The sequence below is a fragment of the Nocardia sp. CNS-044 genome (genome assembly GCF_059570515.1).
Window position 1 is genome coordinate 780456 of sequence record NZ_JCANSX010000008.1, and the last position, 22634, is coordinate 803089.

A 22634-nucleotide genomic window follows, 5' to 3' on the forward strand; every position below is an offset into this window, starting at 1 on the left:
CGAACCGTGATCCCGGCAGCCCGTCGACCATATCCCTGCGGGGGTAGCCCGCACGGATCTGTCCTACGCGGCACGACACCCGTCCAGGGCTGGTTCGTGCGGGCCGATCATCCGAGGCGGACGAGGGCTAGATCCCACTGTCCGTGCTGGTCCGCCCAGGTGGTCACGACCTCGCCGAGTCCGATCGGGTTCGCCTCCGGTGCATCGTCGATCGCGTAGTCGCCGTCCTCCTCGACCACCGCCATGATCCGCAGCGCGTCCTCCCTGGTCCCGTTCGTCCGCACCAGGATGTGCTCCACCCGCCAGTCGGCACTGCCCAGATCGCGTCCCACCAGATCGCGCCCGTCGACCAGCTCCCCGTCGACCTCGAAGATCGTCCCCGGCCCGTCCACCCGCAGCGTCTCGGTGTCCCCGATCATCAAAAAGTCGCTCACCACATCGCGCTCGCCGCGCAGCAGTGCCGGGTCGAGCCAGCCCGGATCGCGGTCCAGGCCGACCTCATCGATGAAGTTCCCCCAGGCGTACAGCGCATACGGCATGCTGAGATCCTAAGCGCGCCTGATACTTTCCGGGCGATCGAGCCGCGGGCCGCGCGGTGACGGGCTTCGATTGCGAATGGGTTGCGTTTCTCCGGGGCCCTCGGTTCCCGGACCGAGGTGTTCTACGTCTGCCGGAGGGGCTCGTACTCCTCGGCGCTGAGTCCGAAGGTCCACGCGACGCCGGCGCGCGCGGTCTCGGTATCCGGCGGCACCCGCAGCCAGTAGGTGCGACTGGTGCCGTCGGGTTCTGGCGTCGAGTTGATCACCTCCACCATCACCACGTCCTCGTCGCCGTCGAGTTCGATCCGCCAGAGCACGCCGGTCTCGTCACGGTGGATCGGTCGCGCACCGGATTCGTCGAGGTAGCGGTCGTAGCCGTAGTACTCGAGCATCACTCGGCGCAGTTCGGCGTTCTCCTCGTCGCGGATGCGCTCGGCCGTCAGTGCGCGCAGATCGTCGAGGAATTCGGCCGGAATCGGCATGCCGCGCCAGGCGAACAGGGCGAATCCGTCGGCGTAGGCGAGGGCTGGGCCGTCACCATTGTCGAGCCGTCCCGCTTCGTCGCGGTGCAGTGCGGTAGGCCGCTCGCTGATCACCGCGATCTTCTCGTAGGGCCACCACCAGCCGGCTTCGCGGGCGATGCTCGCCGCCGCTGCCAACGGCTCACCGGGCTCGGTGCCATACGCCGACAGCCACGCGGCGTCGTGCTGACCGAGGACGGCATCGAGCAGCAGCAGGCGAATCGCGGTCTGCTCCTTGCGATTACCGGCCACCTCCTCGATGACACCGGCTCGGATTCGGTCGACCATGGTGGCGGTCTGCTCCCAGAGATCCGCGCCGGTCTCGCGCCAGTGCGCACTGAAACCCGTGGGGCCGAGTTCGGCGTCGACGCGTGCGCGTTCGGCCGCCAGCGGGACGTTGCGCAGCGCCTCGCGCACCGATGCGCCGATGTCGCGCGCGGCCCGCAGAATTCGCACCGCCTCCAGGGGAGAGCGTGCCCACACGATGGTTTCCGGCGTATCGAGCCCGGCCTGCCGGTAGGCCGCCCGCACCGCCTCCTCGGTCACCGTCCGGTTCCCCGGCCCGGTGGCCGCCGACACCGAACGCCATTCGTCGCGCTTTGTCGCGTATTCGCTGAATCCTGTTGTCATCGAATATCTTTCGCCTTCGTCGTGTCAGTCCGCGACAATGCGGACCGAGCCGGGCACGTATTCTCGCTGGCGCACCACCCGGAACCACCCCTTCGGCAAGGTGATCGCCGCATGTTCCTCGTGGACGACGCGTCCGCCCTCGGGTAGATGCAGCAGCATCGGTCCCGTCGCACCGGATTCGCGGATCAGCTTGCCCGGCCCCTGCACGGCGTGCGCGTGCCCGGTGACCTCACCCAGCGCGAGCACCAACCGCCCGCGTGGGTCACGCGCCACCGAAGGGGCGTGCAGAAGTTCCTGCGGTACAGCCGTTTCCGCGAGGGGTGCGATCAGGACATCGCCTTGCCGATACATGAAGTTCCTCCCGTCCCGGCGCGAGTCCGGCGCCGTTCACCCCGCAGACCGTAGCGGCGGGCACCGACAAACTGCCCGGCTCGCTGCGGTGTCGGTGCGGCTTGGTAGAAACCTCGTGACGATCACGGCACTGCCAGAAGGGGCGGGCACATCACATGACCATCGGCGACCATTTGCAGGAGTTCGGCGGCCTGCCCGCCTTCACCTTCCCCGATGCCGAGACCGACGCGAAGAAGAAGCGGAAAAGCGTTGCGTTGCCGGAGCCGGACGCGGTCGCGTGGCGTCTGAGCGTGGAAACCTATGACGCGCAGGAGACGTGGGTCGAGTGCTTCGCTCGCTTCCTCGGCGCGGTCGATACGACGAAGGTCACCACGTTGATCGTCGGTACGTGGGATGACGTGTACGGCAACGGGCCCGACGAGGTGATCGAAGCGCTGTGCGCGGCGAAGGACCGGCTGCCCGCGCTGCGCGCCCTGTTCCTCGGCGACATCGTCATGGAGGAGTGCGAGATGTCCTGGATCAATCAGGGCCTGGTCACCCCACTACTCGAAACCTTCTCCGGCTTGGAGGTTTTCGGCGTTCGCGGCGGTCAGAACCTGGAGTTCTCCGCCGTGCGGCACGAACGCCTGCACACGCTGGTCGTGGAGACCGGCGGCCTGCCCGCCGACGTCGTGCGCGGCATCGGGGCCAGCGACCTGCCCGCACTCGCGCACCTGGACCTGTGGCTCGGCACCTCGGAGTACGGCGGAGACAGCGAGGTGGCCGACCTCGCGCCCATCCTCTCGGGGGACCGGCTGCCCGCGCTGAAGCATCTCGCCCTGCGCAACAGCGAGACCCAGGACGACGTGTGCGCCGCTCTCGCCGCGGCGCCCGTGGTGGCCCGGCTGGAGAGCCTGGACATCTCGATGGGCGTCCTCACCGACGACGGCGTGGCGGCGCTGCTGTCCGGTCAGCCGTTGAGCCATCTGAACGTGCTCGACATGCACTACAACTATCTGTCCGACGAGATGCGAACCCGGCTGCGCGAGACCTTGGAGCCCGCCGGGGTCCGCCTGGAACTCGACGCCGACGACGCGGAAGAGGACAGCGACGAGGAAGACGGAACCGTCTGGCGGTTCGTCTCCGTCGGTGAATGAGTCGTGTCCGTCTCGACACCGCCGCGCTGGGTGATCGTCGGTAACGGCGAGAACCGGCGCGTCGGCATGTTCACCGACGCCGCCCGAGCCATGGGGTCGGCGGACATCCGAGTGGTCGAATGGTGTGATGTGCTGAGCGAGGGCGGCGCCGATTTCAGCGACGACGAGATCGTGCGGCTCGAGTCACCCGGCGAGAATCTCGAAGTCGATCGACTGTTGCGGGGGAGTTCCGAGCCGACGCGAGTGGAGGGCTCCGCACGCTGGTACGCGCGCTTCCTCGACGCGGCGCGCTCGTTGCGCGGCGGTTTCCGGCTCGACGACACCGATGATCTGGCCGTGCTGTTCGACAAAAGGCGGTGCCACGCGTGGCTGGCGCGAGCGGGGGTGCCGGTGCCGTCCTCGCCCACTTCCGGCGGACGCGCCTCGGTGCGCGGCTGGGCGGATGTGCGGAGTCTGATGCGTGCGGCGGAGATGCCGCGCGTGTTCGTCAAACTCGCGCACGGTTCGTCGGCATCCGGGGTGCTGGCCGTCGAATCCGCCCGCGACGGACGGCTGCGCGCGACCACCTCGGTGGAGATCACACCGGAGGGACACCTGCACAATTCGCTGCGCGTGCGTCGCTACACCGCCGAACGGGAGATCGCGCACATCGTCGACCGGCTCGCACCGGACGGACTGCACATGGAACGCTGGATTCCCAAGGTCTCCCAAGGCGGCCGATCCGCCGACCTGCGGGTCGTGGTGATCGGCGGGCGTGCGACTCACGCCGTCGTCAGGACGAGCCGCACGCCGCTGACCAACCTGCACCTCGGCGGCGCGCGCGGCGATCTGGCGGACTTCCGCGCTGCCGCGGGCGAGCACTGGGCGACGGCACTGTCGATCTGCGAACAGGCGGCCGCCTGTTTTCCGGCGACCCTGTGTGTCGGCGTCGATCTACTGCCCGTCGTCGGGTGGCGGCGGTTCATGGTCGCCGAGGTCAACGCCTTCGGGGATCTGTTGCCCCGGCTCTCCGGACTGCCGGAGGGTCCGGCCGCCGGGCTGGACACCTACACGGCTCAGGTCGTCGCCGCGACAACTCGCTATCACCATGCCCGGCAACCCGATTCGCGGGAGACGCGCGAAGGAGTATCGCTGTGACGATCTCGCAGGCCACGGAGCCGGATATGAACGCCGTGATCGGCCGGGACGATCTCCTGTTGCTCACCCTCGACACCCTGCGCTACGACGTCGCGGCCGAACTGGCGGCAGCGGGGCGGTTACCGAATCTGAGCGCGTACCTCCCCGGCGGCGGCTGGCAGAAACGCCACGCCCCAGGCAATTTCACCTACGCCGCCCATCACGCCATCTTCGCGGGCTTCCTGCCGACACCGGCGACGCCGGGCCCGCACCCGCGGCTGTTCGCCGCGCGGTTCGCGGGCAGCGAGACCACCGCCGAGCGCACCTTCGTCTTCGACGAGCCCGATCTGGTCACCGCGCTGGCCGCGCGCGGTTATCACACGGTCTGCATCGGCGGCGTCGGCTTCTTCAACAAGCAGGGTGCGCTCGGCAGCGTCCTGCCGGGGATGTTCGCCGAGAGTCATTGGGAACCAGTGTTTTCCGTAGCCTCGCCTACCTCCTTCGAGGCGCAGGTGGCCTGCGCCGAGCGAGTGGTCGCGGCATTGCCCGCCGAGCGGCGACTGTTCCTCTTCGTCAACGCCTCCGCCCTGCATCAGCCCAACTGGTTCCACCTGCCCGGCGCGACCCGCGAGGCGGGCGACAACCGCGCCACCCACGCGGCAGCGCTGGAATACATCGACCGGCACGTAGGCCGGCTGTTCGACGTGATGCGTTCGCGGCGACGCTGTTTCGCCATCGTGTGTTCCGATCACGGCACGGCCTACGGTGACGACGGCTTCACCGGGCACCGGCTCGGACACGAATCGGTATGGACCGTCCCCTACGGTCATTTCTTCCTGGAGCCACCCGCATGACCCGCACGATCATCTTGCCCCGGCCGTATCAGAACTACGTCTACGCGTATCCGCACAAGACCGCCTACCGCGCGTTCGCTCCGCCGCCCGCGCTCACCGATCTATGGGCCGGGCAATCGCGGCAGGCGCTTTCGCTGTATCTGCACATCCCGTTCTGCGAGGTGCGCTGCGGTTTCTGCAATCTGTTCACCCGCGTCGGCGCGCCCGATGGTCTCGTCGGCCGCTACCTCGATGCGCTCACCCGCCAAGCCGAGGCTGTTCGTGCGGCACTGGGTGACGCCGAGCCCCCGCGTTTCGCCACCGCCGCGATCGGTGGCGGCACACCCACCTTCCTCGAAGCGGACGAGCTGACCCGGCTGTGCGACATCGCCGAGGACATCATGGGCGCCGACCTGCGCGCGATCCCGCTCTCGGTGGAGGCGTCGCCGAGCACGGCGACGGCCGATCGCCTCGCGGTCTTGGCCGAGCGCGGGACGACCCGGCTGAGTCTCGGTGTGCAGAGTTTCATCGAAGAGGAGGCACGCGCCGCCGTGCGGCCGCAACGACGCGCCGATGTCGAGGCCGCGCTCGGTCGAATCCGGGACACCGCCATCCCGGTGCTGAACATCGACCTCATCTACGGCATCGACGGTCAGACCGCCGCGACCTGGCTGGAGTCGCTCGACGCCGCACTGGCGTGGCGCCCCGAGGAGATCTACCTCTACCCGCTCTACGTCCGCCCGCTGACCGGGCTCGGCCGGCACGCCGATCCTGCTGTCGCCGAACGTGATTGGGACGAACAGCGGCTGCGACGGTACGTCGAGGGGCGTGACCACCTCCTGGCGGCGGGCTACGAGCAGGTCTCCATGCGCATGTTCCGCCGCCGCGACGCGCCGCCCCAGGGGCCGGACGATTACGCCTGTCAGACCGACGGCATGATCGGCCTCGGCTGCGGAGCGCGCTCCTACACCTCGGGAACGCACTACTCCTTCGATTACGCCGTCGCTCCGCGCGAGGTGCGCGCGATCATCGACACCTACGCGGCCACAACGGATTTCACCCGCGCCGCCTATGGACGAGTGATCGACGGCGACGAGCCCGAGCGTCGCTACCTGCTGCAATCGCTGCTCCAGGCCGAGGGTTTCGCGGTGGCCGACTACCGGCTGCGTTTCGGCCACGAACCGCACGACCGCTTCGCCGCCGAACTGGACACCCTCGCGGAGCGGGGCTGGCTGGCCGACCCGCGGTCGGGCCGTTTACGGCTGACCGCCGAGGGTTTGGCCTACTCCGACGCCATCGGCCCCAAATTCTTCTCCCCGGCGGTACGTGCCGCCATGGCCGCCTACGAACACCGGTGACCGCGGTGGATCTCACCATTCTCTATCGCGGACCGCTGGCTTCCTGCGACTACGACTGCCCGTACTGCCCCTTCGCCAAACGCCGCGACACGACCGCCCAGCTCCGCGCCGACCGCGCCGCCCTCGAACGATTCACCCGGTGGGCGTGCGCGCAGACGGGTGATCGTCTCTCGATCCTTTTCACCCCGTGGGGCGAAGGACTCGTGCGGTCCTGGTACCGCCGCGCCATGATCGAACTGTCGCACCAGCGGCACATCGACCGCGTCGCCATCCAGACAAACCTGAGCTGCCGGACCGAATGGCTCGCCGACGCCGACCTCGAGACCGTCGCACTCTGGTGCACCTACCACCCCGGCCAGACGCCGTACGACCGCTTTCTCGACAAGACCACTCGAGCAGCCAGCGCCGGTGTCCGTTTCAGTGTCGGAATCGTCGGGCTCCCAGAACATCTCGAGCATGCCCGCCGTCTGCGCGCGGACCTACCCGAACACATCTATCTCTGGGTCAACGCCGCCGAAGGGCACACCTACACCGACGCCGCGGCGGCCGACTGGACCGCTCTCGACCCGCTCTTCCCGTTCAGCCGCCATCCCCATCCCTCGGCCGGTCTCCCGTGCCGCACCGGATCCTCGGTCATCTCGGTGAACGGCGACGGCGACGTCCGCCGCTGCCATTTCGTTCCGGCCGCACTGGGCAACCTCTACGACGGCTCCTACCGAGCCGCCCTCGCCCCGCGAGCCTGTCCCCGCACCGAATGCGACTGCCACATCGGCTACGTGCACCTGGAAACCCTGCCGCTCTACGACGTGTTCGCGGGCGGAGTGCTGGAACGAATTCCCGGTCGGCCTACCCGTGTACTGGCCGAAACCGCGCTGGGACTTCCTGCGATCCCGGCGCGAACCGCGACGGCAACGCCCACCTGACAGCGTCGAAGCCATTCGTCGGCGCGAAACAACCGACAGCCTTCCCCGTCAGCTGACCACGAGAAGGCTGGTTCGTCCTATCGGTCGTGACCGGCGATCAGCGACGCCGCAGGGTGGCGTCGAGCAGGGCAGGGGGCGTGTCGTGCTTCTCGTCCGGGGCGAGGTCGACACCGGGAGCGACGATCGCGTCGATGGCGTCGAGCACATCGCTGGAGAGCGCGGTGTCGGCGGCGGCGAGCTGCGAGTGCAAGTGGTCCATGGTGCGGGGGCCGATGATCGCGCTGGTCACGGCGCGGTGTGCGGTGACGAAACCGAGTGCGAGCTGAATCAGCGTCAGACCGGACGCATCGGCGAGTTCGGCCAGCTGTTCGACGGCCGCCATTTTGGCCCGGTTGGACGGGATGCTCGTGTCGAAGCGTTGCGGCATGAACGATGAACGGCTGGTGGTGATTTCGCGGCCCTCGCGGATCGCGCCCGACAGCCAGCCCGAGGCCAGCGGGCTCCATGCCAGCACGCCGAGCCCGTACTGCTCGGTCACGGGCAGGACGTGAGTCTCGATGCCGCGCTGCAAGATCGAGTAGCCGGGCTGCTCGGTGACATAGCGGCTCAGGTGGTGCTCCCTGGCGGCCCACTGTCCTTGCACGATGCGGTACGCGGGGAACGTCGAGGAGCCGACGTAGCGGATCTTGCCCGCGCGCTGCAGATCGGTCAACGCCGACAGCGTCTCCTCGTCGCTGGTGCTCGGGTCCCAGCGGTGGATCTGGTAGAGATCGACATGGTCGACGCCGAGACGGCGCAGGCTGTTGTCCAACGCGGTGACCAGCCACCGGCGCGAACCGCCCCGGTGGTTGCGCTCGTCGCTCATCGGCATGGCCGCCTTCGTGGCCAGCACGAGGTCGTCGCGGCGGCCTGCGATAGCCTTGCCGACCATCTCCTCGGACTCTCCCTGGCTGTACCAGTCGGCGGTATCTATCAGGTTGATCCCCGCGTCCAGTGCGGCGTCGACCATGGCGGTGGCCTCGTCTTGGGTGGTACGTCCCAAACTGCCGAAATTCATCGCGCCGAGCACGAGAGTGCTGACCTGCACGCCGGTGCGGCCCAAGGTGCGGTACTGCATGAGATGTTCCTCCGTGAGAGGTGAAGCGAGGGGGATTGGTTTCGGATCGCCGGTGCTGGCATCCTGAACAAACGGAACCTTGTTCCGTCAAAGAACATACGGAACATGGTTCCGCTTGGCAAGTGGAGTCACGGAGGTAGGTGCGAAATGGCCGATACCGGCGGATCGGGATCGTCGGCCCCGCGAAAGCGGGCCGACGCCCGGCGTAACGAAAAGACGCTGTTGGACGCGGCCGCGGCGGCTTTCGTCTCGTCCGGCGTCGACGCACCCGTGCGCGACATCGCCGCACGCGCGGGTGTCGGCGTCGGCACGATCTATCGTCACTTCCCCACACGCGCAGATCTCATCGTCGCCGTCTACCGGCACCAGGTCGAGGCCTGCGCGGAGGCCGGTCCGGCACTGCTGGCCGACAGCAAAACGCCGCACGCGGCCTTGGCGCGGTGGATCAACCTTTTCGTCGACTTCCTGGTCACCAAGCACGGCTTGGCCGAGGCGTTGCAGTCCGGCGATCCCACCTTCGAGGCGCTGCACAGCTATTTCCTCGACCGTCTCGTCCCCGTATGCACCCAGCTGCTCGACGCCGCTGCGGCAGCCGGTGAGATTCGCCCCGACGTGGAGGCCTACGAACTCCTGCGCGGCGTCGGCAACCTGTGCATCGGCGCGGGCAACACCCCCCGCTACGACGCGCGACGCATGGTCGAACTCCTCATCGCAGGACTGCGCCGCCACTGAGGCGAGCTGGCTGCGATTTCCGGGCGCGCGACCGGCAACGGGGCGGGCGGCCCGACCCGCAAACGGAACATCGCGGGTCCGCACCTCTGGCGACCATTCGACGTATCGACATCCGTCCCGTCGGGTGACGCAGGTAGGTGAGTCGGCCCGTTTCGCTGGTGAACGGCCCATCGGTCACGACGGCTTCCGAGGCCGTGCGTTGAGCGATCAACTGGTCGAGGTCACCGACAGGAGTCTTTACGATGGCGGCCATCCGGATTTCTGGCGGGCGCGCGATCGGCAACCGCGGCAAAGGATCTCGTGAAAGGCGGAACGCATGGCGAACGGTTCGGCGTTGACGGAGTTTCTGCTCTCCAAGCGTGCTCGGCTCAGTCCGCGGGAGATGGGACTGACCGACGGGGGTGGTCGACGACGGATGCCTGGATTTCGGCGCGAGGAAGTGGCGTACCTCGCTGGGGTGACATGTTGGTTACGCACTCCTGAACGTGTACGGTCCCGCTCGACGATTCCGGCCGATCGGCAATCTTCAGCGCGGTGGTAAGGTCGGCATCTTCGCCGTATGCGGAGTCCTCGGAAGTGGTGACCGATGCCGGAACACCAGCAAATGCAGCCGCCGGACTATCACCGATGCCTCGAAACGATTCTCGACTCGCCCTCAGCCTGTCACGAGCTGCTGAAACAGCTTTCGCAGGCGCGCTCGCCACTTGCTCGATGGAAGGAGCAAGAGCCACCGCCGTACAGCACGCAGGTAAACGAGATGGTCCCAGCCGAGGTTCGGCTGGCGGCGCTACAAGCTACCTACGACTCCCACCTCGAAATGGAGCAGGAACTTTGGCGTCGCCTCTACGACGTGATGGGCATCCCCCCGATGCAATACAGCTCGGTCGAGCTCATCGAATGCGTGCGCCAGACAATCGAGCAACTGCACACGCGCATCGCACAACTCGAGGACTAAGGCACTATTTGACCTATACGCCACGAACGTGTATCGACCACGATCCCGCCACCTCGACCTCGTGACAGGGCGAGTCGCTGATGATCACAACCTCTGCATCCACGACGAGCGCTCGACTGCACTCTTTGCCGCCTACGCGCAGCCTGAGGGACTGTCGGTTTAACGGCGGATCCGACCTCGGTGTGGGTTAGTTCCCGGTCGGGTGGATCCGGCCTTCGAAGGTGATGGCGAAAGCGTTGAGGGCCGGTTTCCACCGCATCGCCCATCGTGCCCGCCCCTGGCCGGTCGGGTCCAGAGATCGGGTCACCAGATACAGGCACTTCAACGCCGATTGCTCGCTGGGGAAGTGCCCGCGAGCGCGGATCGCGCGACGATAACGAGCATTCAACGACTCGATGGCATTGGTAAAGCAGATGATTCGCCTGATCTCCACGTCGTAGTCCAGGAACGGGACGAACTCGGGCCAGGCGTTGTTCCAGAGCTTGACGATCGCCGGATACCGGCCGCCCCATTTCGCGGCGAACTCGCCGAACCGTTCGCGTGCCGCGGCCTCGGTCGCAGCCGTGTAGACCGGTTTGAGATCCTTGCTCATCTCGGCCCAATGCTGACGGCCCGCATAACGGAAACTGTTGCGCAGCAAATGAATCACGCACGTTTGTACGACCGTGTATTCCCAGACGGTGTTGATCGCCTCCGGCAACCCCTTGAGGCCATCGCAGACGGCGATGCACACATCGGCGACGCCACGGTTCTTGATCTCGGTCAGCACCTGGAGCCAGAACTTGGCACCTTCGCCGCCATCGCCGGCCCACAACCCGAGGATGTCGCGTTCCCCGGCGGTGGTGACGCCGATGACCACGTAGATCGGGCGATTGGCCACTTGGCCGTCCCGGATCTTCACATGGATGGCATCGATGAACACGACCGGATAGACGCGATCGAGAGGCCGGTTGCACCAATCGGTCATCTCCGTGACCACCTTCTCGGTGATCGTCGAGATCGTGTCCTTCGACACCGAGGACCCATAGATCTCGGCGAAATGCGCCGAAATCTCTCCCGTGGTCAGGCCTTTCGCGGTCAGCGACAACACGATCTCATCGACCCCGGACAGTCGCCGCTGCCGCTTCTTGACGATCTTGGGATCGAACGAGGAGTTCGTGTCCCGCGGCACGTCGATGCCGACCGGGCCGATCTCGGTGATCACTGTCTTGGAGCGAGTTCCGTTGCGGGAGTTGCCTGTTCCGCGTCCGGCAGAGTCGTGCTTCTCATAGCCGACATGCTCGGTCATCTCAGCTTCCAGCGCGGTTTCGAGCACGGTCTTGGTCAGCTGGTTGAGCAACCCGCCCGGCCCGACCAGATCGATACCTTGCGCCTTGGCTTGGGCCAGCAGTTGCTCGGCCAATTTCCTGGTGTCCACCGCATCCTCGGTCACGGCGGCCAGTGTCTCCGACATTCGTCGGTCCTTCCTGCCGAACCATCAGGTTCGGCCGATCGGACCGAGATCAAGATCCGCCGTTGTTCCGACAGTCCCCCAGTTGTCGTTCCGTGCGTTGTAACCGCGCTAAACAGGTTCCTCATCGAGGTTACGGAGGCGGCGATGGATGTCCTCGATTCTGGCCGGAACATTGGAATCGCCCTGACGCACCGGAACTTGGAACAGGGCCGAACTCATCCGGCCTTCGGTCTGGGTCGCACCGCGGACGACGAAGGGGAGGCGGTCGCGATGCTGCTCGGGTATCAGTATGGCGAAGACTTCGCCCAGAGCAGCCGGTGTCCGGCACATCTTGATACCTGCGATCTCGGGATAGACCAGGGCTTCGACGGCGGATCTGTATCGGTCCTTGGCGCCGACGTCGATAGCGCACCCGTTGACTTCGGCAACGATGTCACGGCCGTGGAGATCCTTCACAGTTCTGGCTCCGAGGACGATGATCCCGCCTTTGGTCGAGTTCGCGAAAGCTGCGATATCTCCGGCGATGACGACGCGAGCGCGGTCATTCTTCGGGTAGTGGCCGTCTTTCGCGTCCAGAGCTTCCGACTCGACTGTGCCCAACAGGAATTGGATCTCACCTGATTCGATGGCCGCGAAGGCTCTCTCCGGTGTGGCGGCGAAAGGTTCGTTCATGACGATGTCGCGCATGTGTGACACGATGAAGGCCATCTCGCCGACGGTGAGATCAGGCGGCGGCAGCACGGTCAGCTCGCAGAGACCGCCGTCGCTGGAGTCGTTGTAGATCTTGGTCTTCACGCAGGTCATCCCTCTGGCTGCCAACAGAGGCTCGGTCAGGGCGCGAATAGTCTGGTCCGTGAACTCGGATCTCCGTGGCAGCACCACGTCGATCGAGAATTCGAAACTGTCCGTTCGGCGGGTCATCGAGAGCATGTCTTCGGGATACGGGTAGTTCGCTGCCCATGCCGAGCGGAAGACGCCCACGGCGCTAGCTAGGTAATCGATCGAGATCGTTGCTATCGGATCGGCGACATCGTCTGCACTCCTGACCGCATGTCCCATAGCCTCGGAGAGTTCCCCGGCGGTGATGTCCTGGAGTTCATCCAGCTTCGCCTGCGTGGCGGCGCGGGGGTCGTATGCAGCCAGTATGTGATCGTCCGGATCGAGGAAGGCTCGCCTGGTGCGATCCCATCGAATCCTTGGTTTGTCCGTCATCACGAGTGGGGCCGATCCTTCATGCGGCGTCAGGTGAACGAATCATCATAGATGTCGACCGTCAGCACTCCTGTGAGTTCTCAGCGTGAGCCGACTGCGCGCGTGACCTCGACACCGCAAAGCTTCCCCAACAGCTGTGCTTCGAACCTCGCCCCGAACGCCAAGATCGTCAGAACCCCCAGCACCACCGCTGTGCCGACCCGCCGCGCGCCTGCATCCGGGCACGCCCCGGTCATGGCGGCGAGCACCTGAAACTGAAACAGTGATTCCACTGACAGATCTGGGACTGCGCCGAGTTCGGTTGACTCGCGGGGTGTGATGTTTCAGGCCGCGAGTGCGGGCTGATTGGTTGTCTCAAATTCGACTGGCGTGAGGCGTCCGAGGCGGCGTTGTCGCCGACGGCGGTGATAGGTCCCTTCGATCCAGGTGCCGATGGCCAGCCGCAGTTCTTCTCGGGTCGCCCAGTGCCGGCGGTTGAGGACGGTGCGCTGCAGCAGCGCGAAGAACGATTCCCCGACGGCGTTGTCAGCACATGCCCCAACGCGCCCCATCGAGCCGCGTAATCCGTTGGCAGACAGTGCATGAACAAATCTTCGAGAACGGAATTGACTGCCCCTGTCCGAGTGGACCACCGTGCCGGCCGGTGAGCGCATCGCGACGGCGTTCCGCAGCGCTGCCACCGCCAGGGTGGCGGTCATGCGCTCGTCGATGGAATACCCGACGATTCGGTTGGAGAAGCAGTCCTTGATCGCGCAGAGATAGAGCTTTCCTTCACCGGTGCGATGTTCGGTGATAGCCGTGAGTAACAACCGATTTGGCGCGACGGCCGCCGCCTCGGCGGGCAGGCCGAGAGACTCGGCGGCAAGGTCGACATCCGTACGAAGGCGCACCGCGGGACGTGAGCAGGCAGGCGGCAGTTCGGTGGTCGAACCGATGGCGTCGGTGGGGAATCCGGACCGGCCGCCTCGGGCGCCTGCGCGCCGGAGGAAGGGGCCGGGTTTCCGTGCGTTGGCACACAGTTGGCACACTGGCAGTGCTCGGCGCTCGGCGTGGAGTGTGAAAAACGCTGCTGACCTGGCTCGATGGAATCAGGTCGACCAGCAATTGTTTATGCGAGAGGTAAGGAAAGTATGGGAAGCACCGTTCTCGACATCGTCGCCCTGATCACCAACCGTGCGGCGGCCTTCTGGAATTGGCTGGCCACGGGTTCGGCGGGTTTTCCTCCGCTGTGATTTCGCGCTGATCGAGTACGAGGACCCCTGGCCATTCGGCCGGGGGTTCTTCCTTTTCGGGCTCGCCTACGAGTAACGCCGATCGCCTACAGGCCGCGCGGTTCGATCCAGAGCGCCTCGGAGACCGCGCAGAGCTCGCCCGCCGCGGTCGACAACGCGACACCCACGGTGTACTTGCGGCCGTCCCGTCCGATCGGCCAGGCATAAGCGATGTGCGGCTCGCCAGCCTGGATCGGCCGCAGCAGGGTCGCGGTGAGGGCGGCGGTGACCGCGCCCTGGCGCATGCCGGACAGCAGGAACCCCGCGTGGCCGCCGGGGCAATCGAGCGCGGACCACACGTTTTCGGTGGTGACGGCGCCGTCCGCCGCGCCGAGCGCCGGGTCTGGCACCCACGCGGCGGCGATGAGTTCGCGGTCGGGCAGCGCCCAGGGGAACAGGCGCAGCCCCCGGCCGGGTTCGCACGCCGCGCCACAGCCGTAGCAGTGGGTGACGCGACGTTCGCCCGACGCGAGGACGCGCGTCGTGAGGGCCTCGGCCTCGGCCCAGCTCGGCGCGGGCGGAATATCGAGGGACAAAGTGGTCCCGCCGATCTCGGCGAGGACTTTGCCCTCCGCGTCGGTGAGCGCGGTGCCGTTCACAGCGGTGGGAGTCATCGCCAGCGGTGTGCCGACTGGTACCTTGGCGCGGAAATCGACGCGCGCGGTCGGCTCCGGGCAACGGGTCGCGAGCACACCGGCGACGAAACCGCCGAAGGCGACGTCCGGATAGCCGTGGATGTGTTCGGGAATGGTGATCTCGTCCACCTGAATCATCTAACCGCACCAACCCTCTCCCGGCCGCGGCCGTTCATCGGCACCGACGATACCGAGAGGTCTCGACAGCGCCGACAGCGGCCGGGAGTCACCGGGGGAGCAGCCCGCCGCCGAGCTGGGTCAGCAACAGGCTCATCACCCCGACCTCTTGACCTTGGGACTGGATCATCGCGCGGGCTGCCTCCTTGACCGGCCCTTCGGTCAGCTGCCGGTCCGCCGCCTGCGCCATCGCGATGCCGCCTTGATGGTGGCGAATCATGAGTTGCAGGAACAGGATTTCCGCGTCCCGACCGCGCGCCGCGGCGAGGGCGTCGAGTTCGGCCGTCGTCGCCATGCCGGGCATCGCATCCGATGGTCGCGCCGAATGGTGGTGCGACGCAGCGCTATCGGCCATCCACGTCATCGGTCGCGGCGACAGCGGCGACGCGTCGGCGAGACGCAGCCAGCCCAGCATGGTGCCGATCTCGACACGCTGGGTGTCGGCCAGCTGCTCGGCGACGCGGCGGACGGTCGGCGCCGCGGCCGGGTCGAGGCGCTGGGTCATCAGCAGCGCCTGCTGATGGTGTGCGGTCATGTCCTGGGCGAAACCGATCTCGATGGCGTCGAGTATGGCTGCGGCAGTGTGCTTTTCGGGTAGCGCCAGCGGTCGCAACGCCGCCCCGAGCGCCAGCAGGAGCAGGGCGACCGAGGCGAACGCGGCGATCCGAACCCCGAGCGGCATGCTCACGAGCCGACGATCGAACGCTGGTCGGCGGGCGGGCGGTAGACCGCCTCGTCGAGCCGCAACACCATGAAGCCGTTGTCCGAACACGCGACATACAAATCGTTGCCGCGCCATTCGGGCGGGGAGAAGCACCAGTCGGTGGAGACGTCGCCGAAGGCGAGCCGCCCGGTGCGGGGTGTGAGCGCATCGGCCGGATCGAACTGTCCCTCCAGCACCGCGCGCGCCGCGGGCGGTGCGCTCATCAGCGGGACGCCGATGATCGAGGCCAAGGCGTGCGGGGAGTTCCACAGTTCGAGGTTGCGGCCGGTGCGCGCGGGCGGGTTGAAGTAGGCGATCTCGCGCACCGCGAACGGATCGCGCACGTCGAAGACCCGGATTCCGGAGGAGATCCACCCGCAGGCGAGCGCCGTCGGATTCTCCTGCCGGTCGGCGGCGCAGTAGTGCGATTCGTAGGCGAACGCCGAACCACCCATGGAGGAGCCGATATTCGCGTCCAAGTGCTGCGGCAGGTTGATCTCGAGCTTCAACTTGTTCGCGACCTTGGGGGCGGTGTCGTCGGAGACGTCGATGAGTTTCACACCGCCGGAACCACCCTCGTCGACGGTGAACAGGTACGGCTTGCCGTCGTAGCTGACGGGGATGCTGTGCTGGGTCGCCCAACCGTCGGTCCAGAACGTGCGGCCGATGTGATGCACCTGCGGATTCGGGTCGCGGCGCTGCACGGCGCTGATGTCGAGCACGGTGAAGCCGCCGAGCGCGGACAGGTACATGCGGTTGCCGTCCGGGCTGATGCCGAAGCCGTGCGCTTCGATGCCGGTCACGCCCTGCCAGACGACGCGCGGGTTGGCCGGATCGGTGAGATCGACGGCGCTGACGAAACCGGGCGCGATGCCGGAGGCCCAGTAGGTGCGTCCGTCGGGGGAGAAGCCGCCCTCGTGCGTCGTAATCGGAAGAGGCATCAGCAGATTCGTGCCGGGACCGGGATTGAGCAGGCGTGGGTGCGCGCAGTCGGAGATGTCGTAGACGGACAGGTAGCCGACGCCGATTCCGACCGGGACACCAGTTCCCACCAGCAGTTTGCGCTCGGCGTTGACCTTCAGGCTCTCCCAGGTGCCCGCCAGCATGGCTGGTTCGGTGAGGGTGACCGTCGGGCGCGGGTTCGCCGGATCCGAGACGTCGAGCACCTGGACGCCGCGGCCTTCGCTGATCAGGTCGCCGGGGAAGAACGAGCCCATGTAGGCGCAGTGTTCGAAGCTGGTGGAGGTGATTCCGGCTCCGCGCCCGGCGAATTGGCCGACCATCGACATGTTGCACCGGTAGCCCCGCGTGCTGCGCCCGCTGTCGCGGTCCGCGGCGGGCACGTCGCCCTGGAGGCCGGGTTCCGGCATCGAATCCGGTCCGCAGTCCGCGCGCGGCACCGACTTTCGTCCGACATCCAGGAATTCCTGGACGGCGGTGGCGATGTCGGATTGCAGATCGGCCGAGGCGCTGCCGGGCACCATCATCGCGGCGATGACCGCGGCGGTGAGCAGTGCGACCGGTCTGATGCGGCGCAATCGTGACAGAGAGTGCATCGTTGCGACCCCCCACTTCCTTGTTCGCGGTCGTGACGCGTCGTCTGACTGGGACAGCGACGCGATCTGACTGAATAGTAGTAACGGCGGGTAACTTCTGGAGTGGGTTCGGGAGAATTTCTGAAACCTGTGCTGATTCGTTCTCGGATGTTCGCGAGCGGGCGATAGCACTGACAGTCGGCGGTGAGCCGATGTGTTTCGGTCGATCTCGCGTCGTCGGGTCGTGGCACGTGGGTTGGTAGTGTCGGAATCGGCCGAGGCGAGCGGCAAGACGGGCGGCTGGAGTCGCGGTTTCAGCTCGGGGAGGGACAGAAAAGTGTGGGGCTGGTGGCTGAGGGTAGGGATTCGGTGGCGGGGTTGGTCGCGGCGTCGCCGCGCCGCGGTAGCCGCAGGGCTGGTGCTTGCGATGCTGCTGCTTCCCGTGGGAGCGGCAGCGGTCGCACTGCGACTCGAGTTCTCCGGTGAAGCCAGCGCGGACGCGCGCACCAGAGGGCGGGACGCGGTGTGGCTGGGCCACGCCTGGGTCGACGGCCGCAAGACCGATGCCGACGTAGCCGGATTGGTGACCACATTGGCCGGCACCGGCATCAAGGACCTCTACGTGCACACCGGCCCGCTCGAGCACGACGGCAGTCTGCGCGGCGAATTACACCCGCGCGCACAGTGGTTCGTCGACGCGGTACATCGCGCGCTGCCCGGGATACGGGTGCAGTCCTGGCTCGGCGACATCGTCGCGCCCGAATTCGACGGCCTCCATCTGGACGAAGCCGCGGTCCGCGACCGCATCACCGCCTCCGCCACCAGGGTGCTCGATCTCGGTTTCGACGGCGTCCACCTCGATCTGGAGCCGGTGCGGTCGGGCACATCCGGCTACCTGACGCTGCTGGACCAGGTGCGCGCCGTCACCGCGAGCCGAGGCGCACCGCTGTCGGTCTCGGCTCCGCAGATCGACCCGCTGCCGGGGCTGCACTCGGTCGGAATCACCCTGTTCGATCACGGAAAGTGGTGGTCGCAAGAGTATTTCGCCGATGTTGCGCGGCGCGTGGATCAGGTAGCGCTGATGTCGTACGACACCTCTATGCCGTGGGGCTCCCTGTACGGCGGGTACGTCGCTCAGCAGACCGCGCTCGCGCTCGAGGTCACCCCGGCCAGTGTCGATCTCCTGATGGGGGTGCCCGCTTTCTGGGCGGACGATCCCGGGCATCACGGCGCGGCGGAGACCGTCGCCAACGCGGTGCGCGGAATCCGATTGGGACTGAGCCGAAACGACCCCCGGCGACCGGCCTTCGGTCTGGCGCTGTACGTCGATTTCGCTGCGACACCGGAGGATTGGGCCACCTACCGCCGCGAGTGGTGCGCCCCTCCGCAATAGCCGCTGGAATCCGGCAACGCGCGGCGACCTCTCGCATTTTTAGGTCATGTGACCTATTTTTGAGATCATGAGCGACGCGTTGCAGTTCGATGCGCAAGGCCCGGTTCTCCTGGTGGGCGGATACGGGGTGGTCGGTGCCGAGGTGGCGCGGATGGCGGCTCGGTCGCTTCCGCTGCTGCTCACCGGGCGCACGCCGGAACGGGGCAGGGAAGTGGCCGCGGAAACTGGTGCCGCGCTGGAGGTGTGGGATCTGGCCGATCCGGTGCGTTTCCGAGCCGATGTGCGGGCGGTGGTGGGCCTGGTCAACGATCCCGACGACCGTATTCTGCGGGCGGCGATCGCGGGTGGGGTGCCGTGCGTGGACATCACCCGGTGGACCGCCCGGTTGCAACGAGCCGCCACCGTGGCCGCGATGCTCACCCCGGCCGCGCCTGTGCTGCTGTCCTCGGCATGGATGGGCGGTGTCACCAGTCTTGTCGCCGCCTGTCTCGCCCATGAGCTCGGCGGCGCCGACACGGTCGAGGTGGCGATCCGCTGGGATCTGCGAGATCGAGCGGGTGCGGACTCGATCGATTTCATGGACCGCTTCGGCTTGGACTACGAGGTGATCGAAAACGGGAAGCGGCGAAACGTCATGCCGCTGAGCGATACTCGCCGAATCCGCATGGGCGGCACGATCACCCGAGTCGCGCGCATCGACACTCCCGAACAGTTCACCCTGCCCTTGACGCTCGGCACAAGGACCGCGGCTACTCGCATCGGATTCGATTCGGCCGCATCGACTTCGGCGTTGCTCGCTCTCGAGCGGCTTGGTTTCTTCCGCTGGGGCCGCGGCGACAACTTCACCGGTCTACGACGGGCAATCCTGCGCGCGGGAGGAGAGGGCGGCATTGCGCGACTGCGCGTCGATGTCACGCACGGCGGGCTCGCTCGCAGTGCTGTGGTGACCGACCCGGCCGGGCAGGCTCACCTGACAGCCGTGGGCGCACTGCTCGGGCTTCAGCGGGTTCTCGGTCTGGACGGCGCACCGGTCTCCGCGGGCGTGACCTTCCCCGAACAGACACCCCTGCCTGCTGAGATTCCCGCGATGCTGGCTGCGCACGGCGTCGCTGTGGAGATCGAGTCCGCCACCACCGGCGTAGCCGCATGACCGGCCACCGTCCGCCGCGCACCGGCAAGGGAACGCAACGCCGCGCCGAACTCCTCGACATCGCCGAACGAATCCTCATCGAGTCAGGGCACGGGGAACTCACTATGCGCGCGGTCGCCGCGGCGGCCGAGGTCCGGCTGGGCCACCTGCAGTACTACTTTCCGAACCGCGGCCAACTGATCGCCGCGGTCCTGAGCCGTACCCTCGAACGAACCCTGCAACGGCTCGCCCCACTGCTGGCCTCCGCCGATTCGACCGAGCCGGTCGCCGATATGGTCCGAATGCTACTGGTGGAGCAGGACGACTTCTGTCTGGTCCGCGTATACACCGAAATCTGGGCGCTGGCCGCGCGTGACGAGTCGACAGCCGAAGCGGTGCGCGATTTCTACCGCACCTACCAGGAGCACGTCGTCGGCCTCATTCGGGCGCGCAATCCCGAAGCGCCCGAAGACATCTGCCGACTACGCGCCCGCGTCTTCACCATGCTCATCGAAGGCGCGGCGTTGTTTCGCTCCGGGATCGCCGACCGAGCCGACTCGGCGACGGACGACACGCTGATCGCGACAGCTACAGCACTGCTGGCCGTGGAAGCCGTCGCGCGTGGTGCGCTGCCCGGTGTCCCGGTGCCCGGCTCGGGCGGGGATCAGAAGATCGGCTGATCGGTCGGGATCGGTTCCGGTGGTCGTCGTGGTGAAGGCAGTGCCATCGCGATTTCCCCTCGTCGGGCGGCCCGCCACCGCCGCTGCCCGGAGTCGATGGCACGCCGGATCTTGCGCACGGTGGATACCTGTGTGAGCAGGTGTTGCTGATATCGCCACGGCATTTGCAGCCCGTGCCGAGCCGCCATCGCATAGGCGAACTGCACGGCGCTGCGGTCGAGGTATCGGTCGGCGTGTTCGAACCAGATCATGCTGGCACGGGCGGAGGCCTGGATCGGGCGCAGCGCAGCGCGCCGCTGCGCATCGTAGTTCTTCAGCGCGTCGGCGACTTCGGCATGCTCGTACAGGTTCTGTGCCAGCACGACGGCGTCGACGATGGCCAGCCGGGTGCCCGAACCGATGGTGAAGTGCGTCGTGTGCGCCGCGTCGCCGAGCAGCACCACGTTGTCGTGATACCAACTCTTGTTGGTTACTTCGGGAAAACGGCTCCACTTCGCGAACTCGCCGCGTGTCTTGCTGATCAACGAGTGACCGTCGAGATGGCGCGCGAAGATGTTCTCCAGAGCGCGCAAGTTCTCCTGGTTGTCCAGGGAATCGAAGCCCAGTCCATGCCAAGTCCGCGGTTGGCACTCGACGATGCAGGTGCTGATTTTGTCGGCGACCGACGGGTAGGCGTGGAACCAGATCCAACCGGCCGAGGTGTGTTCGAAGGCGAAGGTGAATCGGGTGAAGACCTTGTCCGTGCCGAGCCAGACATACGGATTCTCGCCGAGTGCGACGGACGTGCCGAAACGATGATCGGCCAGTTGCCGTACCCGGCTGTTCGCGCCGTCGGAGGCGACGATGAGATCGGTGTCGTCGAAGCCCGACAGATCGTGGACCTCTCGCCCGTGCTGGACATCGACGCCCACGTCGCTCGCCCGTCGGGACAGCACATCGAGAAATGCCGCGCGCCCCATGCTGAACCCGTACCCCCCGAAATGCGCGGTTTCGTCGCGCACATGGATCGCCTGTTCCCGCCATAGGACCGACCCGGCACGCACCGCCTGGGCGCTGTCGGGGTCGTTCCGATACAGAATGTCGAGCAGGTCGTCCCAGTACACGACGCCCCAGCCATAGGTGGACCCCGGGGGATCGCGGTCGATCACCGTGATGTCATGGGCCGGGTCGCGCCGCTTCAACGAAATAGCGAAATACAACCCGGCAGGCCCGCCACCGATACACACGATCTTCATCTCGTCATCAGCTCCAGCCTGGTCTGAATCCGGGCTTCACGGCATCGGTTACTCGATGCGGCTGAGCCCGGCACGCTGCGCGTGTCCGGGCTCAGTCACCGGCACTGCAAGCCGACTCAGCGACCCCAGCTCCCCCAGCCGCCCCAACCCCAGCCGCCCCAGCCCCAACCCCAGCCGCCCCATCCCCAACCCCAGCCGCCCCAACCCCAGCCGCGGCCCCAACCCCAGCCCCAACCAGGCCCGTGACCCCAACCGTGGCCACCGCCCCAACCAGGACTTTCGACGAATTGAGTTGCCGACGTGGGCGTTGCGTTCGCGGTAGGCGCTTGCGCGGCGGCGACGACCGGAATCGCGGCGACTGCGGCTATGCCGACGGCGGTCGCCAATCGAGCGAGCTTCGCGTGTGAATTCTTTCTCGTGATCATGATAGGACTCCGAAAATGCTGTCCCGACCTGCTGGAATTCTACGCGTTTTCGCCGGGCTCCAGAAGTCGCCGCGTCGACCAATTTAATAATGCCCGTCATTGCCCGATCCCGGGGATGCTCGCGTACCCGTGGCCGAGGGAGTCGTGAGCCGTGGTCCTAATTCGAGACAGGACTCGTCGCCGGGTATCGGGGAATCCCCGGCCTGCACGGATTCGGGAGTGCCGACAGCGTGGCCAGATCGCAGATGCCGCCGGTCAGCATCTGGAAGGGGGTGACGCCGAGCAGGACGATGATTCCGATGATGTCGCCGTGCTGGAGGAAATCGACGGCCGAGCGGGCCGCCGCCGATCCGGAGTCGACCGCTGACGAGCCGGTTCCGGGTTCGGGGGCGGCGACCGGCGCGAAGGCCGGGGCGGGGTCGGGTTCGGCTGTCGCACCCGCCGCGGTGCCGACGAGGCTCGCCGCCGCGACCGAGGCGGCGGCGAGGCGAAGGGTGGTACGCATCATCGCGCTCCTTTGTCAGTGAATGGGCTCGAAAGAAAAGACGGCAGAAGTCGTTTCAAAATCTGACCGT

21 protein-coding genes and 1 pseudogene are annotated in these 22634 nt (G+C 66.8%); 10 read left to right on the forward strand and 12 right to left on the reverse strand.

What is annotated here, in order from left to right:
• Positions 1-107 precede the first annotated feature (107 nt).
• From T333_RS22645 to T333_RS22655, 3 genes are all read right to left on the reverse strand, one after another.
• A complete protein-coding gene (locus tag T333_RS22645) occupies positions 108-539 on the reverse strand; it encodes a hypothetical protein (protein WP_496425744.1) in 432 nt (143 codons plus the stop codon).
• A 122-nt stretch (positions 540-661) separates the two neighbouring features.
• Positions 662-1690 carry a DUF6745 domain-containing protein gene (locus T333_RS22650; RefSeq protein WP_496425745.1) on the reverse strand — a complete coding sequence of 343 codons (1029 nt, stop codon included), beginning with the start codon at positions 1688-1690 and terminating at the stop codon, positions 662-664.
• A 24-nt stretch (positions 1691-1714) separates the two neighbouring features.
• The gene (locus tag T333_RS22655) at positions 1715-2041 is read right to left on the reverse strand and encodes a DUF8820 family protein (protein ID WP_355003701.1); all 327 of its coding nucleotides are present in this window, start codon (positions 2039-2041) and stop codon (positions 1715-1717) included.
• A 155-nt stretch (positions 2042-2196) separates the two neighbouring features.
• On the opposite strand from T333_RS22655, the gene T333_RS22660 reads away from it, so the two are divergent.
• From T333_RS22660 to T333_RS22680, 5 genes are read left to right on the forward strand one after another with little or no spacing between them, the layout of a single operon-like run.
• Positions 2197-3177, forward strand: a complete 981-nt coding sequence (locus tag T333_RS22660; protein WP_496425746.1) for an STM4015 family protein — start codon at positions 2197-2199, stop codon at positions 3175-3177.
• A gap of 3 nt (positions 3178-3180) precedes the next feature.
• Positions 3181-4314, forward strand: coding sequence for an STM4014 family protein (locus T333_RS22665; protein WP_357249341.1), 1134 nt, complete (start codon positions 3181-3183; stop codon positions 4312-4314).
• Positions 4311-5147, forward strand: a complete 837-nt coding sequence (locus T333_RS22670; protein WP_357249338.1) for an STM4013/SEN3800 family hydrolase — start codon at positions 4311-4313, stop codon at positions 5145-5147. The genes T333_RS22665 and T333_RS22670 overlap by 4 nt, the downstream gene beginning before the upstream one ends.
• A complete protein-coding gene (locus T333_RS22675; protein ID WP_496425747.1) occupies positions 5144-6484 on the forward strand; it encodes an STM4012 family radical SAM protein in 1341 nt (446 codons plus the stop codon). Before T333_RS22670 ends, T333_RS22675 begins: the two co-directional genes overlap by 4 nt.
• Positions 6481-7407 carry an STM4011 family radical SAM protein gene (locus T333_RS22680; RefSeq protein WP_496425748.1) on the forward strand — a complete coding sequence of 309 codons (927 nt, stop codon included), beginning with the start codon at positions 6481-6483 and terminating at the stop codon, positions 7405-7407. The genes T333_RS22675 and T333_RS22680 overlap by 4 nt, the downstream gene beginning before the upstream one ends.
• A 97-nt stretch (positions 7408-7504) precedes the next feature.
• Here T333_RS22680 and T333_RS22685 read toward each other — a convergent pair whose 3' ends face one another.
• A complete protein-coding gene (locus tag T333_RS22685) occupies positions 7505-8524 on the reverse strand; it encodes an aldo/keto reductase (RefSeq protein WP_357249329.1) in 1020 nt (339 codons plus the stop codon).
• A 147-nt stretch (positions 8525-8671) separates the two neighbouring features.
• On the opposite strand from T333_RS22685, the gene T333_RS22690 reads away from it, so the two are divergent.
• On the forward strand, positions 8672-9256 hold the full coding sequence (locus T333_RS22690) for a TetR/AcrR family transcriptional regulator (RefSeq protein WP_496425749.1): 585 nt from the start codon (positions 8672-8674) through the stop codon (positions 9254-9256).
• Between the two features lie 586 nt (positions 9257-9842).
• Positions 9843-10211, forward strand: a complete 369-nt coding sequence (locus T333_RS22695; protein WP_496425750.1) for a hypothetical protein — start codon at positions 9843-9845, stop codon at positions 10209-10211.
• A gap of 187 nt (positions 10212-10398) precedes the next feature.
• Here T333_RS22695 and T333_RS22700 read toward each other — a convergent pair whose 3' ends face one another.
• The 6 genes and pseudogenes from T333_RS22700 to T333_RS22725 all read right to left on the reverse strand — a co-directional run bounded on the left by T333_RS22700 (position 10399) and on the right by T333_RS22725 (position 17218).
• Positions 10399-11664 carry an IS256 family transposase gene (locus T333_RS22700; protein ID WP_496425751.1) on the reverse strand — a complete coding sequence of 422 codons (1266 nt, stop codon included), beginning with the start codon at positions 11662-11664 and terminating at the stop codon, positions 10399-10401.
• A 108-nt stretch (positions 11665-11772) separates the two neighbouring features.
• On the reverse strand, positions 11773-12879 hold the full coding sequence (locus tag T333_RS22705) for an AlbA family DNA-binding domain-containing protein (protein WP_496425752.1): 1107 nt from the start codon (positions 12877-12879) through the stop codon (positions 11773-11775).
• 320 nt (positions 12880-13199) lie between these two features.
• A pseudogene (locus T333_RS22710) lies at positions 13200-13703 on the reverse strand (IS3 family transposase); the annotation flags it as partial.
• A 491-nt stretch (positions 13704-14194) separates the two neighbouring features.
• Positions 14195-14920, reverse strand: a complete 726-nt coding sequence (locus tag T333_RS22715; RefSeq protein ID WP_496425753.1) for a PaaI family thioesterase — start codon at positions 14918-14920, stop codon at positions 14195-14197.
• 88 nt (positions 14921-15008) lie between these two features.
• On the reverse strand, positions 15009-15641 hold the full coding sequence (locus T333_RS22720) for a DUF305 domain-containing protein (RefSeq protein WP_496425782.1): 633 nt from the start codon (positions 15639-15641) through the stop codon (positions 15009-15011).
• 2 nt (positions 15642-15643) lie between these two features.
• Positions 15644-17218 (reverse strand): LVIVD repeat-containing protein, encoded by a 1575-nt coding sequence (locus tag T333_RS22725; RefSeq protein ID WP_496425754.1) that lies wholly within the window; start codon positions 17216-17218, stop codon positions 15644-15646.
• Positions 17219-17624: 406 nt separating this feature from the next.
• Between T333_RS22725 and T333_RS22730 the strand changes: the two genes are divergently transcribed.
• The 3 genes from T333_RS22730 (at position 17625) to T333_RS22740 (ending at position 20399) form a co-directional block, all read left to right on the forward strand.
• Positions 17625-18590: a glycoside hydrolase family 18 protein gene (locus tag T333_RS22730; protein WP_496425755.1), complete on the forward strand. Its 966-nt coding sequence runs from the start codon at positions 17625-17627 to the stop codon at positions 18588-18590.
• Between the two features lie 67 nt (positions 18591-18657).
• Positions 18658-19740: a saccharopine dehydrogenase family protein gene (locus T333_RS22735; RefSeq protein ID WP_496425756.1), complete on the forward strand. Its 1083-nt coding sequence runs from the start codon at positions 18658-18660 to the stop codon at positions 19738-19740.
• Positions 19737-20399, forward strand: a complete 663-nt coding sequence (locus tag T333_RS22740; protein WP_496425757.1) for a TetR/AcrR family transcriptional regulator — start codon at positions 19737-19739, stop codon at positions 20397-20399. The genes T333_RS22735 and T333_RS22740 overlap by 4 nt, the downstream gene beginning before the upstream one ends.
• On the opposite strand, the gene T333_RS22745 is transcribed toward T333_RS22740, so the two are convergent.
• Entirely contained in the window at positions 20384-21634 is a 1251-nt protein-coding gene (locus T333_RS22745) for an FAD-dependent monooxygenase (protein WP_496425758.1), read from the reverse strand. The genes T333_RS22740 and T333_RS22745 overlap by 16 nt on opposite strands.
• Before the next feature lie 582 nt (positions 21635-22216).
• Positions 22217-22564 (reverse strand): hypothetical protein, encoded by a 348-nt coding sequence (locus T333_RS22750; protein WP_496425759.1) that lies wholly within the window; start codon positions 22562-22564, stop codon positions 22217-22219.
• Between the last annotated feature and the right edge of the window lie 70 nt (positions 22565-22634).

Coding starts and splice junctions, on each gene's coding strand:
- T333_RS22645 (WP_496425744.1), bottom strand. CDS start 539: ATGCCGTATGCGCTGTACGCCTGGGGGAACTTCATCGATGAGGTCGGC.
- T333_RS22650 (WP_496425745.1), bottom strand. CDS start 1,690: ATGACAACAGGATTCAGCGAATACGCGACAAAGCGCGACGAATGGCGT.
- T333_RS22655 (WP_355003701.1), bottom strand. CDS start 2,041: ATGTATCGGCAAGGCGATGTCCTGATCGCACCCCTCGCGGAAACGGCT.
- T333_RS22660 (WP_496425746.1), top strand. CDS start 2,197: ATGACCATCGGCGACCATTTGCAGGAGTTCGGCGGCCTGCCCGCCTTC.
- T333_RS22675 (WP_496425747.1), top strand. CDS start 5,144: ATGACCCGCACGATCATCTTGCCCCGGCCGTATCAGAACTACGTCTAC.
- T333_RS22685 (WP_357249329.1), bottom strand. CDS start 8,524: ATGCAGTACCGCACCTTGGGCCGCACCGGCGTGCAGGTCAGCACTCTC.
- T333_RS22690 (WP_496425749.1), top strand. CDS start 8,672: ATGGCCGATACCGGCGGATCGGGATCGTCGGCCCCGCGAAAGCGGGCC.
- T333_RS22695 (WP_496425750.1), top strand. CDS start 9,843: ATGCCGGAACACCAGCAAATGCAGCCGCCGGACTATCACCGATGCCTC.
- T333_RS22700 (WP_496425751.1), bottom strand. CDS start 11,664: ATGTCGGAGACACTGGCCGCCGTGACCGAGGATGCGGTGGACACCAGG.
- T333_RS22715 (WP_496425753.1), bottom strand. CDS start 14,920: ATGATTCAGGTGGACGAGATCACCATTCCCGAACACATCCACGGCTAT.
- T333_RS22720 (WP_496425782.1), bottom strand. CDS start 15,641: ATGCCGCTCGGGGTTCGGATCGCCGCGTTCGCCTCGGTCGCCCTGCTC.
- T333_RS22725 (WP_496425754.1), bottom strand. CDS start 17,218: ATGCACTCTCTGTCACGATTGCGCCGCATCAGACCGGTCGCACTGCTC.
- T333_RS22730 (WP_496425755.1), top strand. CDS start 17,625: ATGCTGCTGCTTCCCGTGGGAGCGGCAGCGGTCGCACTGCGACTCGAG.
- T333_RS22735 (WP_496425756.1), top strand. CDS start 18,658: ATGAGCGACGCGTTGCAGTTCGATGCGCAAGGCCCGGTTCTCCTGGTG.
- T333_RS22740 (WP_496425757.1), top strand. CDS start 19,737: ATGACCGGCCACCGTCCGCCGCGCACCGGCAAGGGAACGCAACGCCGC.
- T333_RS22745 (WP_496425758.1), bottom strand. CDS start 21,634: ATGAAGATCGTGTGTATCGGTGGCGGGCCTGCCGGGTTGTATTTCGCT.
- T333_RS22750 (WP_496425759.1), bottom strand. CDS start 22,564: ATGCGTACCACCCTTCGCCTCGCCGCCGCCTCGGTCGCGGCGGCGAGC.